The organism is Streptomyces sp. TRM68367 (assembly GCF_014495685.1).
In the GTDB taxonomy this organism is placed as follows: Bacteria; Actinomycetota; Actinomycetes; order Streptomycetales; family Streptomycetaceae; genus Streptomyces.
On record NZ_JACTVI010000022.1, the window covers coordinates 29,760 to 43,183 of the forward strand.

Sequence of the window (13,424 nt, forward strand, 5' to 3'; positions counted from 1 at the left end):
GTGCCTGGTCGCCGGCTGGGACGGCGAGCCACGGCTGTTTTCCGCGCCCAGTGGCGCGGCGCCCGAGGCGAACGTCGCTTGGCGGGTGATCTCGGCGAGGGGCGAGCGGACATCCTCACCGCCGTGCCGCAGGGTCGGCGCCGTCACGCCTCCCAGACGGCGGCGGCCGTGCGGTCGTCGGCGTACCCCTTGACGCGGACGCCGGCGTCGGCGAGGAACGCGGCGAGGCCGGGTGGTTCGGGCCGGGACCACCGGTCGGTGAGGTGGGCGCTCAGTTCGGGTTCGCCGCGCAGGGGTTCGGCGAGACCCGCGCTGCATATCAGGAGCACGTCACCCGGGCGGGCCACAAAGGCGCGGAAGCGGAAGGGTTCGCGGGGCTGTTCGGCCGGTTCGTACGGGCTCGGCGGCGTCGGGATGCCGAGGCCCATGGTGAGCCGGTCGCCATCGGGGGTCTCGGACGGTTGCGAGCCGAAGCCGACGACGGGCTCGCCGGCGACCTCGACGACGTCCGTCTCGATGTCCTGCCAGGTGCCGCCGCGCAGCCGGAACAGGCCGCCCGCGCCGACGCCGAAGGAGACGCGGGTACGGCATTCGGGGTCGGCGGGCAGGAGCAGGCAGCGCAGGGTGGCCGCGTAGTCCTCCGGTTGCAGCCCCTGTTCTACGGCGCTGGCGCGGAGCTTGCCGAGGCTGCGGTCGGTGAGGCGGTGCAGGCCGGACTTGAGGTCGCCGAGGCGGGCGGCCCGGATGTCCTCGACGAGGCGGGCGTGGCTGCGGCCCACGGCCCGGCCGATCCAGTGACAGGCCTCGGCGGCGGCCCGGTGCGCCCCGGCCGTGGCCCGCGCGCCCGTCGCCATCGCCACGAGCACCAGCGCCTGGTCTCCCGTCCCGAACCGCGCGGTGAGCAGCGAGTCCCGCCGCAGCTCCCCACGGAACCGCGCGGAGTCCCCCCGCAACGACGCGGCACGCACCGTGCACGCCCCGTACCTGGCCCCGTCCAGCACGGTGTCGGCGACCAGATCGTCCAGCTCCTCGGGATCCGCGGCCGGCAGAGCGGTGGGCTCGGCCTCGTAGGTGGGCGGTCCCGAGCCGACGTAGTCGCGGTCCGGGGGCGGAGAGGCGAGGCGCAGGGGGACAGGGACCGAGGGGGTGGGCTCGTCGTCGGCTGCGGGCGCGGACGGCACGACGGGGGCGGAGCCCCTCCCGGCGGGGTCCGTTTCGGCGGCCCTCCCGGTGAGCTCGGTCATGTCGCGGTCGGTCGCGGTGTCCGCCGGTGCGGGAGGGGCCGGGGACCGTGGCGGAGGCAGGTCGAGGGGCGTGCGGGAGACGGGGACGCTCGGGGCGGTGGGCTTCCCCGCCGCGGGGGTGTCGGTCGCCGAGGCCGGACGGCCTCGCGGTGCCGGGTCCGTGACCGGCTCCCGCCGCGCGCCGGGCGGGAACGTCACCGGCCCCGACGGTGTCGCGGGCGGCGGCTCCCAGGGCGCACGCTGCGGAGCGAGCCCGGCACGAGGGAACCGGTCGCCCCCGTCTCGGGCCTCACCAGCTCCCCCCTCACCGACCTCGCCCTGCCCGACCGGCCCATCCGGAGCCTCGGCCTGCCCGACCGGCCCACCCAGAGCCCCGCCCTGCCCAAACGGCCCGCCCGCAGCCTGCCCGACCGGCCCAACCAGCCCGCGCGGCGCGACCGCCCCGGAGCCACCCCGCTGACCAGGCACCCCGCCCCCGAAGCCAGACCGCTCCGCAGCCACCCTGTCCTTCGGCCCAGGCTGCTCCTCGACGTCCCCGCCCCGGGGCCCAGGCCACTCCTCGACGTCCCCGCCCCGGGGCCCAGGCCACTCCTCAGCGTCCCCACCCCCGGAGCCAGGCCGCTCATCGGCGCCCCTGTCCCTGGGGTCAAGCTGCCCATCGGCCACCCCGGCCCGAGTCCCGGAGCGCTCATCGGCCACCCCAGCCCCAGAGACAGACCTCCCATCGGCCACCCCAGCCCGAGCGCCAGGCCAGTCATCAGCCACCCCGACCCCGGCAGCAGACCGCGCGTCGCCCCCCTCCCCTCCCTCCCAGAACCGCTGCTCGGCCACCCCGGCCCCCGCGTCGGACCGCTCGTCGGCAGGCCGTCGGTTCACCGTGCCGGCTGCCGAGGTGAAGCGGTCGTCCAGGGAATCGGCCGTGGCTGTGGGACCCGTGTCGCCGGTGGAGTCGTCGTACAACTGGCGCCACCAGTCGTCCTCGTGACCGGTGGGCCTTCCCCCCTGCTGGCTCATGCCCCTAATTGTCCACCGCGACAGCCGGATGAAAACGGGGCATCCGGAAAATCCGGTCCCGCACGGGCTGTCGAACCGCGTGTCGCGTGAACCGTCGAACGGCGATACGAGATGGCGCGCCGGGCGGCCCCACCCCCGCAGACGGGCGCTACAAGCCCTGCCGGACGCCGTCACCGAGCAGGGGCCCGGACGGCCCGACGTCACCGATTCAGGGGTGCTGTCGCTGCTGTTCGCTGCCATGGAGCGACGCGAGTGGAGCCCGTCGGCCTGACCGTCCCTAGGTGTCACTCACGCCCGCCTGCCCTGCGCCTTCTCGCCCGCTCCGGCACTCTGGTCAGATGGGAGTGTGGGACCTGCTGCTGGTCGGCCTGGTCATCCTGCTCGGCCTGTGCGGAGTGCTGGTGCCCGGCGTGCCGGGATCGTGGCTGGTGTGGGCCGCGGTCATGTGGTGGGCGCTGAAGGATCCGCGGGCGGTCGCGTGGGGTGTGCTGGTCGGCGCCACGGTCGTGCTGTTCCTCTCCCAGGTGGTGCGCTGGGCGCTCCCGCCACGCCGGCTGAAGGCCTCCGGCGCCACCCGCCGGATGACGGTGTACGCGGGAGCCGGCGCGTTCCTCGGTTTCGTCCTGGTGCCCGTGCTCGGCGCGATCCCCGGTTTCATGGGCGGCATCTACGTCTCCGAACGGCTCCGCCTCGGCCGCCACGGCGAGGCGCTCGCCGCCCTGCGCACGGCGATGCGCTCGGGCGGCTCAAGCGTGCTGACGGAACTGTTCACCTGCCTGCTGATCACGGGCGCGTGGCTGGGCGCGGTGCTCTGGGAGGTCACGCGCTGACGGGCGGCACCCTGCCCTCGTACACCCGCGGCCCTAGGACGATGAACCGATGCGCCGCCCGCGCCGCGCGTGCTTGGCTGGCCACCATGACCGAATTCAGCGAGGCGGAGCGCGCGTATCTGAAGTCGCAGCGGCTGGGACGGCTGGCCACGGTGGATCCCAAGGGCCAGCCGCAGGCGAACCCGGTCGGTTTCTACCCGCAGGACGACGGGACGATCCTGATCGGCGGCTATGCCATGGGCCGTACGAAGAAGTGGCGCAACCTGCAGCGCAACCCGAAGGCCGCGCTGGTGGTCGACGACATCGTCAGCGTGCGCCCGTGGACGGTGCGCGGCATCGAGATCCGCGGCGAGGCCGAGCTCCTCACCGGCCCGCACGACCTGGGGCCGCACTTCAGTGAGGAGCTCATCCGGATCCGTCCGCGGTGGATCCACAGCTGGGGTCTGGAAGACGGCTGAGGAAGACGTCTACCCGGCGCCCTCGTGCCGGAGCAGGTGGACCTTGCGTTCCAGTCCGCCCGCGTACCCGGTCATCGCCCCGTCGGCGCCGATCACCCGGTGGCAGGGCCGCACGACCAGCAGCGGGTTGGCGCCGATCGCACCGCCGACGGCCCGTACGGCGGCCCGGGAGGCGCCGATCCGGGCGGCGATCTCGCCGTACGTCGTGGTCGCCCCGTAGGGCACGTCGTCCAGGGCGGCCCACACCTTCTCCCGGAAGGCGGTGCCGTCGGTGCGCAGCGGCAGCCGGAACTCCTTGAGGTCGCCGGCGAAGTACGCGGCGAGCTGCTGCCCGGCCTCGCGGAAGAGGCCGGGGTCGTGCCGCCAGCCGTGCCGCACGGTGCGGCCGCCCTTCTGGCCGGGCACGGACAGGGAGGTGAGGACTCCGTCCGGGCCGGCGGTCAGCAGCAGCGGGCCGAGCGGGCTGTCGATCTCGGTCCAGTGGGTCGGGGCGGTCATCGTGTCTCCCACTCCCCTGCGGTGCGCAGGTGTTGTACGGCATAGGAGCGCCAGGGGCGCCAGCTGTCGGGGACGTCCCGGCCGGGCGGGGCCACGTCCGGGTCGGCGAGGGCACGGGTGCGGACGGCGGCGACGGTGGCCGCGTCCATGCCGGGCAGGGCGAGTAGCGCCGCCTGCGCGTCGTCCCGGTCGGCGCCCGGGTCGAGGCGTACGGCGCCGTCGGCGAGGGCGGCGGCGAGCGCGCCGGTGGCGGTGCCGGGCTCGGCCGCGGCGAGGACGGCCGGTTCCGGGAACAGGTGGGTGAGGCTGCCGCAGGGGGCGTCGAGGGCCTTGCCGTAGCGCCGTACGAGCCGTTCGGCCTGCGGCCGCCCCGCCAGGGCGCGCACCGCGAGTTCCTCCGGGTCGGCGGCGCCGGGTGAGCGCAGGCCCGGCCGCGCGGCGACCAGCGGGGCGAGCCGGGGGTCGGCGGCGAGGCGCTCGTCGACGGCGTACGGGTCGGCGTCGAGGTCGAACAGCCGGCGCAGCCGCTGCACGGCCGTGGTGAGGTCGCGCGGGTCGGTGAGGTGCAGGCGGGCGTCGAGCCAGCCGCCGGGGTGGGCGCCGGAGGCGGTCCGCGGGGCGCCGGGCTTCTCCTCGACGGCGACGATGCCGGTGCCGTACGGCAGGCGGAGGGTGCGCCGGTAGGTGCGGGCGCCGGGCGGGCCGCTCACCTCCTCCACGCCCGGTACGGCCTCGCGGGCCAGCAGGTCGAAGACGGGCCCGGCCGGGTAGGGGCCGCGGTACGCGAGCCGCAGCGGGATACCGGCGGACGGGGTCGCCGTACGCCGGACCGTCCCGTTCTTGGGTGTGGCGGCGCGCAGTGCGCTGGGGGTCGCCGCGTACACGGCGCGGATCGTGTCGTTGAACTGCCGCACGCTGGCGAAGCCCGCCGCGAACGCGATCTCGGTGACCGGCAGGTCGGTGGTCTGCAGCAGGATGCGGGCGGTGTGCGCCCGCTGGGCGCGGGCGAGTGCGACGGGGCCGGCGCCGAGTTCGGCGGTGAGCTGCCGCTGTACCTGCCGGGCGCTGTAGCCGAGGCGTACGGCGAGTCCGGCGACGCCCTCGCGGTCGACGACGCCGTCGGCGATGAGCCGCATGGCCCGGGCGACGACGTCCGCGCGGGTGTTCCACTCGGCCGAGCCGGGCACGGCGTCCGGCCGGCACCGCCGGCAGGCCCGGAAGCCGGAGCCCTGCGCGGCGGCGGCCGTGGCGAAGAACCGTACGTTGTGCCGTTTCGGCGTCACGGCGGGACAGCTGGGCCGACAGTAGATGCCGGTCGTCTCGACGGCGAAGAAGAACGCCCCGTCGAACCGGGCGTCCCGGCTCCGCACGGCCTCGTACCTGCTGTCTTCGTCCATCACGTTGTCCAGTCTCCGCCGATGGTGAAGGTACCGCTGGCGGAAATCGGACGTGGCGTTGGGGCTGGGCGGGGGTGGGCTTCGCTCACCCGCGCCGGCGGGGTGCCGCCGCGCCCACGGCTTGACGGCGTCAAGCCGGACCGCGATTGCCGGGGGCCCGGTGTTGCGGCTGGCCGGGAGCAGGTCGCGCGGCCCGGCGCTGACGGGGTGCCGCTGCGCCCACCCGTGCCGCCCCGGGCGGCACGCATGCCCGCAGCTACGCCGGCTGCAACCGCTGCCGGGTGGCCACCGCCCCGCGACACGACCGCCCGCAGCCACGCGGGTCGCCGGTGCCGCTGCCCGGGTGGGTGTCGCCTCAGCCGCGCGGCTGCCCGCGGCTACGCTACGGAGTTACGGGCGCCAGCGGGCGCGCTTCGCCTCCATCGCCGCCCGCCCCTCGGCTCCCTTCCGCTTCCAGTCCTTGCGCAGTTCCGCGCGGACCCGTGCGTCCGTCTTCGCGATGATCCGCTGGTTCTCCCGCAGCAGCTTCCGGTAGCTCGCGAGCCGTCGCTCCGGCAGCTCTCCGGACGTGATGGCCTCCTGTACCGCGCAGCCCGGCTCGCTCTCGTGTGCGCAGTCGTGGAAGCGGCAGCGCTCGGCCAGTTCCTCGATCTCGGCGAACACCTGGCCGACGCCGGTGCCGGCGTCCCACAGGCCGACGCCCCGCAGCCCGGGGGTGTCGATGAGGACGCCTCCGCCGGGCAGCGCCAGCAGGTTGCGCGTGGTCGTCGTATGGCGGCCCTTGCCGTCCGCGTCACGGGTGGCCCGTACATCCATGACGTCCGCGCCGACCAGCGCGTTGGCCAGCGTGGACTTACCCGCGCCGGACTGCCCGAGGAGCACGGACGTACCGCCGCCGACGATCGCGCGGACCGCGTCGAGCCCGTCCCCGCCCAGCGCGCTGACAGGCACCACCGGCACGCCCGGCGCGCTCGTCTCGACGTCCTGGACGAGGTACGACCGGGTCACCGGATCCAGCACGAGGTCGGCCTTGGTGAGCACGACCACCGGCTGCGCGCCGGACTCCCAGGAGAGTGCCGACTCATGCAGCGGTGCCTCACCACTCGAACAGGACATGGCCAGCGCCAGGAACCGCTCGATGCGCCCGAGGTCCAGTTCGGCCGCGAGCGACACACAGATGACGACGTGATCGATGTTAGTGGCCAGCACCTGGCCCTCGGAACGCTTGGACGAGGTTGAGCGCACGAAGGCGGTACGGCGAGGCAACAGCGTCCGTACGTACCGCGGATCGCTGCCTTCAGGATCGACCGCGACCCAGTCCCCCGTGCACACGACCTTCATTGGGTCACGGGGGACGACGAACTCGGTGTCGGCACGGACGGTTCCGGCTGGGGTGACGACGTCGCACTGGCCACGGTCGACCCGTACGACACGGCCGGGCAGGAGTCCCTGCCCGGCATGGGGGGCGAACTCGGCCTCCCAGTCCGCATCCCAGCCGAACGGGGCGAGCGGATGCGAGGAAGACGAGGACGACCCCGCGAGAGAAGAGAGAGACAAGGGGGGACCCTTCACAAGGGTGGCCCCGGCACCGCGCTCAGGGGCGCGGAGAAGAGTGAGGTCAGCCGGAGGCCACGGAGGTGGACTGAATGAACTTCCGGATGCGGGCAGCGCCCATCTCAACGACAGCCATCGGTCACACCTCCTCAATCGCGCTCAGTCAACAGCGGCGGCCACTGGCCGCCTTGGGACAAGGTAACCCTAGCCGCACGTCTCGGCGGCAGACCAACTCTTTTCCGCCGAGAAGCCCCGGCCTGCAGCGGAACCTCACGCTGCAAGGCGGACGCCTTCCTGCCCGCCAGCCAAGTGCCCGACGACCTCGACCACCGGCTTTCGGTAACTGACCTCTACGCCAGAGCGCGTAGTGAACTCCACCAGTTCATAGCGAAGTACGCACAGCGCCGGGTCGCCCGCCTCGTTCAAGGCATGCTCCAGCGAGGGAAGAGACTCCGCGAGCTCCCAGGAAGTCGAGACAAGTTGGAACGTTCCCGCCTCGGGAAGGTCACTCAAATGGAACCACCATCACAAACATGAAACTCTCTCCCGCCCCCCTCAGTACCATGCGGAACGCAAGAGACTGAGCACCGTGCATCGAGATAGAGACAACATCTCGCCGGGTCAGCACCTCGTAGCCGAAGCCACCGGCTGGACCCGATGCTTCTGGCACGCCGCCGTACAACTCAGCCAGAGCATCGGCCAGGACACGATCGTCAGTCGTGATCCGCCAGGCAGACAACGCCACCGGGCTGCCACCGCGCTGTCGCGCGACGTGGAAACGGCCCACCGGGGCCTCGGAGACGAGCGCCAGGCAGGCACGGCAATCTCAGCAAGCGTCGCCGCGAGCGTGGCGTTGCCCGATGTCCGGCCCACGTCCCCCACTTCACGTATCCGCCCGAGCCGCGGGTGATCAGCGTACCTCCGGGATGCACCTCTTCCATGAAGTGCTCCCGGGCTTCGGCCAGGTACTTCTCCGCACGCGCCATGAGATAGGGGTGACGTGGTGAACCACCAGATCATCGTCGACAGTACGCCGCACCTGTCGGCCGAGGATTTTGCCGCGCTGCGCGAGAACCTGCACGAGCAGCGCCTGTTCCGCCAGGAGCAACTGCGCCAGCTCGCCGGCCCGGTCGCCCTCCGCATCGAGGACCGGCTCCAGCAGCAGGACGCCGCTCGAGAAGGGCGCGGGGGCTTCCTCGCCGACAGTGACGAGGCGCGGGTCCGTGAGTGAGTGGCTGCGCAAACGCGGGGCGCTGCTGACCGACGCGGATGTGGTTGAGGTGATACGGTGCCTTTCGGCCATCGGTGCCGCGACAGGCGGCGGCTCACTGACAGATGATCAGCTCGGCGTCTGACCTCAGTTGTGGGGAGTGGCCGTCGGCTCGGCTTCTTCCCCGTGGTCGCAACCGGTGGAAGTGGTGCGGGGCGCGGGTCACGCACAACGCCCGTAGCGTGGAGAGCGAGTTGGTGGTGGAGGGCGCCCAGGCCGTCGTCTGCTCTGTGGACCGGCCGAGCGAGAAAGCCGGCTATGAGGAGTTGTGCTGGCCTCACCCCCCGCAAGCGGCTGATCGGCGCCGCGGCCCGGGCAGCGGCGCTGTCGCCGGACGTGCTGCCGACCACCGACGCTTGGGTGCGGGCGTCACCGTTTCATGCTGTGCTCACTTTGACAACTCGCCTTGTTCGCGGGCCTGCAGTGCGGTTACTGTCCCCTACATGTTGTTGCGCGCTCTCCTTCTTCTCGGCTGCCGCTGCGGGGTCTGACACGACCGGCACTCCGCAGCGGGTGCTGAGGCGTGCCGGTCTCCTGACGGCTGACCAGAAGGAAGAAGTCCTCTCTTGGCTACCTCCAAGACCACGCTGTTCCCGAGTCTGCGCACCCCCTCCCTGCCCGTCCCCGACGGCGCCCCGTACTGGAACACGCAGCGCCCCAGTTCCATGCCGCACCATCGGTACCGCCCCGCGCATGAGCGGGTCGCACTGCCGCTGACCGACCGCACCTGGCCCGCACGCCGGATCGAACGTGCCCCACTGTGGGTGCCGGTGGACCTGCGGGACGGCAATCAGGCCCTGGCGGAGCCGATGGACACCGAGCGCAAGCGCCGTATGTTCGATCTGCTGGTCGCCATGGGGTTCAAGGAGATCGAGGTCGGCTATCCTTCCGCGAGCCAGACCGACTTCGACTTCGTTCGCCACCTGGCCACCAGCGGCGCCGTGCCCGACGACGTGACCATCTCCGCCTTCACCCCGGCCCGCCACGACCTGATCGACCGAACCGTCGAGTCGATCGAAGGGCTGCCGCGCACCCTGGTGCACCTCTACACCGCCACAGCACCCACGTGGCGCGACGTGGTGCTGAAGCGATCCCCCACGGAGCTGCACGCGATGATCCTCGATGCCGCGACCCATCTGCTGCGGCGGGTCGAGGAACGCCCCGGCGCCGACATCCGCTTCGAGTTCTCGCCCGAGGTCTTCAACCTCACCGAGCCCGACTACGTCCTCGAGGTCTGCAACAGCGTCACGGACCTGTGGGAGGCGTCCCCGGACCGGCCGGTGGTCCACAACCTGCCGGCGACGGTGGAGATCGCCACCCCGAACGTGTACGCGGACCAGATCGAGTACATGGACCGCCATCTGGCCCGACGCGACGCGGTCGTCCTCTCGGTGCACCCGCACAACGACCGCGGCACCGGCGTCGCCTGTGCCGAACTGGCGGTCCTGGCCGGGGCGCAGCGGGTGGAGGGATGCCTGTTCGGCAACGGTGAGCGCACGGGGAACGTCGACCTGGTCACGCTGGCCCTCAACCTGTACACGCAGGGCGTGAACCCAATGATCGACTTCTCCGACATCGACGCGGTGCGCGAGGTCGTCGAGAGCTGCAACCGGCTGCCGGTGCACCCGCGTCACCCCTACGCCGGCGAACTCGTGCACACCGCGTTCTCCGGCACTCACCAGGACGCGATCGCCAAGGGCCTGGCCCATCACGCGGAACAGGCCGGAGCACTCGGCGTTCCGGCGGACCAAGCTCCGTGGGAGGTGCCGTACCTGCCCATCGATCCGGGTGACATCGGCCGCACGTACGAGGAAGTCATCCGCATCAACTCACAGTCGGGCAGGGGCGGAATCGCCCACCTGCTCCAGACGTACCACGGCCTGGAGCTGCCCCGGGCCATGAGGCCGGACTTCGCCCGGACGGTGCAGCGGGCCACCGACGCGGGCGGCCAGGAGCTCAGCCCCAAGGACCTGTGGGAGCTCTTCTTCGCCACCTACATCGCACCGTCCCAGGACGGCGCCACGGTGCTCACCTCCTGGCAGACCCGCGAAACTGGCCGTGGTGTCCATGAGTTCGCCTGCACCCTGCGTACTGTTGACGGACAGGAGCGCGACCTGCGTGGCACCGGCAACGGTCCGCTGTCGGCGCTTGCGGACGCCCTGGGCGCTGCCGGTGTGGACGTCGACATCCGCAACTACGCCGAGCACGCCATGACGACCGGTCCCGGAAGCCCGGCCGTCGCCTATGCCGAGTGCGAGGTGAACGGCAGCACCCACTGGGGGGCGGGCCAGGACACCTCGATCCTCACTGCGTCGGTCCACGCTGTCATGGCAGCCGTCAACCGGGCCGTGGCGGACTGACCGCAGGGAAGCGGTCTCGAGGTGGTGCGTCCGGCCCGGAGGAGCACCACCTCACCCACCTCACCGGCACCTTCGGGCAACAGCGCTGCTCCCGCTGCCTCTTGGCCTCTCGGCCTCTTCAAGGGCCCCGATGAACTCGGGGCTCCTGCCTGTCCGGTCGGCGTGACACATGCCCCGGCATGACACATGTCCCTCTCGACGGCGCCACCCCAGCCAGCACCCCCGCCGTGTTCACCTCGTCGGCCGCCGGCCTGCCGGCGGTCGAAGTCCCGCCACGTCGCTTGCCGTTCATCCGGCGATGGTCCCCCTGCGAAGTCCAGGACGCCCCCTCTTCGGCGGGCCCCCACAGGCGGCCCAGATCGTGAGATACCTCTTTTGCGGGTCATGGCTGCTACGTACTATGACCCGCGGCTGTCATCCAGCCTGTCTTGAATGACGTGAAGTTGATGACGGGCGGCGGATGACCCATTGCCATCAGGCGAGACAGACGTGAGGGACGATGGAGCACTACCTGGAACGCTTCGAGGCCCTGCTGGGCCTCACCCCGATCAAGACGGTGACGCTGAACGTCGAGGGGCGCGATCGCACGATCAAGCTGAAGCTCGAGGGGCACAACATCACCGGGTCGATCAAGGCCCGTACGGCTTACGGCCTGGTCAGAGGCCTGCACCAGGAGGAGAAACTTCGTCCCGGCGTGGAGCTGCTCGAGTCCACCTCGGGCAACCTGGGGCTGGCGCTCGCCAATATGGCGAGGTATCTGCGGATCGGCTTCACGGCGGTACTCGATCCGATGAGCACCCTTGAGTGCCGCGATCGCCTCCGTGACCTCGGCGCCAAGATCGTGATGGTGGACGAGGTCGACGCATCCGGTGGCTACCTGCTGTCGCGCCTGGCCAAGGTGCAGGAAATGCTTGCAGCCGACGACCGGTACGTCTGGGTCAATCAGTACGACAGTCCCCTGAACCCCGACATACATCGCCGCATGACCGGGCCGGAGATCCTCGATCAGATGGTGACACCGCCCCAGGCGGTGTTCGCAGCGGTATCCACCGGCGCACGTTCGCCGGCCTGAGCCAGTGCTTCCGGGAGCGCGGCCTCGACACCCGCATGGTGGCCGTGGACATCAACGGTTCCGTCGCCTACGGGGGCCAGCCGGGCCGGCGGCACCTCTCCGGAATCGGTGCCAGCCGCCGCTCCTCGTTCCTCGAGGAATCGCTGATCGACCACTATTCCTACACGAGTGTCGGTGAAGCGGCGTTCTACTGCAGGCAGGTCCTCGCGGAAGCCGGTATCCACCTCGGAGCCTCTTCAGGCGCGGTCGTCGCGGCCTGTATGCGATACCTGAGCGAACATCCCGACGTCACCGATGCCTTGTGCATCTGCGCGGACAGCGGGGAGAAATATGAGAGCACGGTCTACAGCGATTCGTGGATCGAAAAGATCGGTGAGACCTTACATCCGGCGGAGACCGGGCGCACAGGCGGCGCCTGACCAGAGCGCCAATCTGGCCACAGTGAGTGGCAGGGGGTCGTCCCCCGATTCGGAAAACAAAGGTAGATAGGGCCAAAGTAGAGATGGGCAGTGCAGTCGACGGCTACCGTGAGCTGGAGAGGATCGTTCTCGGCGACTCCCGGGCCGCAGTTGCAGAATTGGCCGATATCGCCCCGGCCGATCTGCGGAAGGCCGAGGAGCATGACGTCGCTGTCACTCTGCTCCTTGGCGCTCTCTGCGAACGCCTCAATGGCGGCGGGTCCATCGCCCCGCTCCTGCACGCCACTGCCCAGCGATACGTCTCCTCTTCCTTCCACTACACCGGGCGCATCCTGCCGCGCGCCGAGGAACTGGTCGACCTGCTCGACCAGGCCGTGGACGAGCGATCCCCCGAACTCCTCATAGAAGTGGCCGACCACCTCAGCCAGGGGTGGTCGGACTACTTGAACTCCATTTTTCCCTGCGCGTTCGCCAGGCTTGCCGAGGAACTGTCACTCGACCTGGACACCCGAGACTTTTCCGAGGTGTTCGTCCTGTGGCGGCGTGGACTCGAGGCGGCTGTGTCGAACAAGCCGGACGAGGCGTTGCCCTTGTTCGAGGGCAGCACTCGACCACTACCAGCGGTATCGCTATTTCGCGGATGCGGCCTGGCTTCATACAGACCTCGTCATCCCATTTGCTGGCCGGCCGGAAGGATGAGGCCTTCGCTGTGCTGGAGTGGCAGCGGGTCCACGTGGAGGGAATCCTGAAAGATTATCTTCCCCTCACCACGACCGAAGAAGCGCCTTATGTCTTCCACTTGGGCGATGTGCGCAGCGGCGGTTACGTCACGTTCGTGGAGTCCTCCGCGCTGCGGCCCACTGAGCTGACAGACCGTGACCGTGCGCGCTCATGCGGTACGTCCGGACCAATGAGTTCCTCCTGTCGGCCTGCCAGTACGGGGCAGGCCGTGATTTCGACGCCGCACTCGACGTGTTCTCCTACAACTGGGCGACGTTCCAGCAGTCTCCGTATCCGAAGCTGTTCCAGGAGTTGGCGAACCATTACCACGTCGGAGCCGGCGACTGGAATGTTCACCTCACTGCGTATGAGGGCTGGCACCGCATGCTGCGGACCTAAGAGGGGATATAATCGAGTGGATCACGCGCTACCTTCCGGGCCTGTGGCCGCGCGTTCCGGAACCCCTCGGAGCCGTCTTGAGGCGCCGTTCGGTGTCGAAGGGCAGAGGCAGCTCAGCAGATATATCGGTCTGCGTGCAGGCTATCTGGCACCCGAGTCCCTCTCCATCGGTCTCGGCGATGATTCACA

General features: G+C 70.7%; 15 protein-coding genes and 1 pseudogene. 10 read left to right on the forward strand and 6 right to left on the reverse strand.

All coding sequences use genetic code 11. From position 1 onward, the window contains the following. Positions 1-143: 143 nt before the first annotated feature. Positions 144-1,613, reverse strand: a complete 1,470-nt coding sequence (locus H8R17_RS46775; RefSeq protein WP_399476845.1) for a protein phosphatase 2C domain-containing protein — start codon at positions 1,611-1,613, stop codon at positions 144-146. Positions 1,614-2,596: 983 nt separating this feature from the next. Between H8R17_RS46775 and H8R17_RS16920 the strand changes: the two genes are divergently transcribed. Together H8R17_RS16920 and H8R17_RS16925 are read left to right on the forward strand one after the other, a co-directional pair. Continuing rightward, positions 2,597-3,088, forward strand: coding sequence for a DUF456 domain-containing protein (locus H8R17_RS16920; protein ID WP_187824027.1), 492 nt, complete (start codon positions 2,597-2,599; stop codon positions 3,086-3,088). An 86-nt stretch (positions 3,089-3,174) separates the two neighbouring features. Then, on the forward strand, positions 3,175-3,546 hold the full coding sequence (locus H8R17_RS16925; RefSeq protein ID WP_187824028.1) for a PPOX class F420-dependent oxidoreductase: 372 nt from the start codon (positions 3,175-3,177) through the stop codon (positions 3,544-3,546). A gap of 9 nt (positions 3,547-3,555) precedes the next feature. Here the strand turns inward: H8R17_RS16925 and H8R17_RS16930 are convergent, their stop codons facing one another. From H8R17_RS16930 to H8R17_RS45710, 5 genes are all read right to left on the reverse strand, one after another. Next, the gene (locus tag H8R17_RS16930; protein ID WP_187824029.1) at positions 3,556-4,044 is read right to left on the reverse strand and encodes a methylated-DNA--[protein]-cysteine S-methyltransferase; all 489 of its coding nucleotides are present in this window, start codon (positions 4,042-4,044) and stop codon (positions 3,556-3,558) included. Continuing rightward, on the reverse strand, positions 4,041-5,441 hold the full coding sequence (locus tag H8R17_RS16935) for a DNA-3-methyladenine glycosylase 2 family protein (RefSeq protein ID WP_223125154.1): 1,401 nt from the start codon (positions 5,439-5,441) through the stop codon (positions 4,041-4,043). Before H8R17_RS16935 ends, H8R17_RS16930 begins: the two co-directional genes overlap by 4 nt. A gap of 390 nt (positions 5,442-5,831) precedes the next feature. Next, a complete protein-coding gene (rsgA, locus tag H8R17_RS16940; protein ID WP_187824031.1) occupies positions 5,832-6,998 on the reverse strand; it encodes a ribosome small subunit-dependent GTPase A in 1,167 nt (388 codons plus the stop codon). A gap of 267 nt (positions 6,999-7,265) precedes the next feature. After that, positions 7,266-7,508, reverse strand: coding sequence for a hypothetical protein (locus H8R17_RS16945; protein WP_187824032.1), 243 nt, complete (start codon positions 7,506-7,508; stop codon positions 7,266-7,268). Next, positions 7,501-7,740, reverse strand: a complete 240-nt coding sequence (locus H8R17_RS45710) for a hypothetical protein (RefSeq protein ID WP_223125148.1) — start codon at positions 7,738-7,740, stop codon at positions 7,501-7,503. Before H8R17_RS45710 ends, H8R17_RS16945 begins: the two co-directional genes overlap by 8 nt. A gap of 258 nt (positions 7,741-7,998) precedes the next feature. Here H8R17_RS45710 and H8R17_RS16950 point away from each other — a divergent pair, with 258 nt between their 5' ends. The 8 genes and pseudogenes from H8R17_RS16950 (at position 7,999) to H8R17_RS16975 (ending at position 13,235) form a co-directional block, all read left to right on the forward strand. After that, on the forward strand, positions 7,999-8,226 hold the full coding sequence (locus H8R17_RS16950; RefSeq protein WP_187824090.1) for a hypothetical protein: 228 nt from the start codon (positions 7,999-8,001) through the stop codon (positions 8,224-8,226). After that, the gene (locus H8R17_RS46780; RefSeq protein ID WP_262505309.1) at positions 8,219-8,350 is read left to right on the forward strand and encodes a hypothetical protein; all 132 of its coding nucleotides are present in this window, start codon (positions 8,219-8,221) and stop codon (positions 8,348-8,350) included. Before H8R17_RS16950 ends, H8R17_RS46780 begins: the two co-directional genes overlap by 8 nt. 61 nt (positions 8,351-8,411) lie before the next feature. Continuing rightward, positions 8,412-8,610 (forward strand): annotated as a pseudogene (locus tag H8R17_RS46785) (thymidine kinase); the annotation flags it as partial. A 320-nt stretch (positions 8,611-8,930) separates the two neighbouring features. Continuing rightward, positions 8,931-10,625 (forward strand): 2-isopropylmalate synthase, encoded by a 1,695-nt coding sequence (gene leuA, locus H8R17_RS16955; RefSeq protein WP_187824081.1) that lies wholly within the window; start codon positions 8,931-8,933, stop codon positions 10,623-10,625. Between the two features lie 499 nt (positions 10,626-11,124). After that, complete coding sequence (locus tag H8R17_RS16960) at positions 11,125-11,697, forward strand: pyridoxal-phosphate dependent enzyme (protein WP_187824033.1); 573 nt, start codon at positions 11,125-11,127, stop codon at positions 11,695-11,697. 35 nt (positions 11,698-11,732) lie between these two features. Beyond that, positions 11,733-12,116, forward strand: coding sequence for a hypothetical protein (locus tag H8R17_RS16965; RefSeq protein ID WP_187824034.1), 384 nt, complete (start codon positions 11,733-11,735; stop codon positions 12,114-12,116). A gap of 83 nt (positions 12,117-12,199) precedes the next feature. Beyond that, positions 12,200-12,865, forward strand: a complete 666-nt coding sequence (locus tag H8R17_RS16970) for a hypothetical protein (RefSeq protein ID WP_187824035.1) — start codon at positions 12,200-12,202, stop codon at positions 12,863-12,865. Between the two features lie 142 nt (positions 12,866-13,007). Beyond that, positions 13,008-13,235, forward strand: coding sequence for a hypothetical protein (locus H8R17_RS16975; RefSeq protein ID WP_187824036.1), 228 nt, complete (start codon positions 13,008-13,010; stop codon positions 13,233-13,235). Positions 13,236-13,424 lie beyond the last annotated feature (189 nt).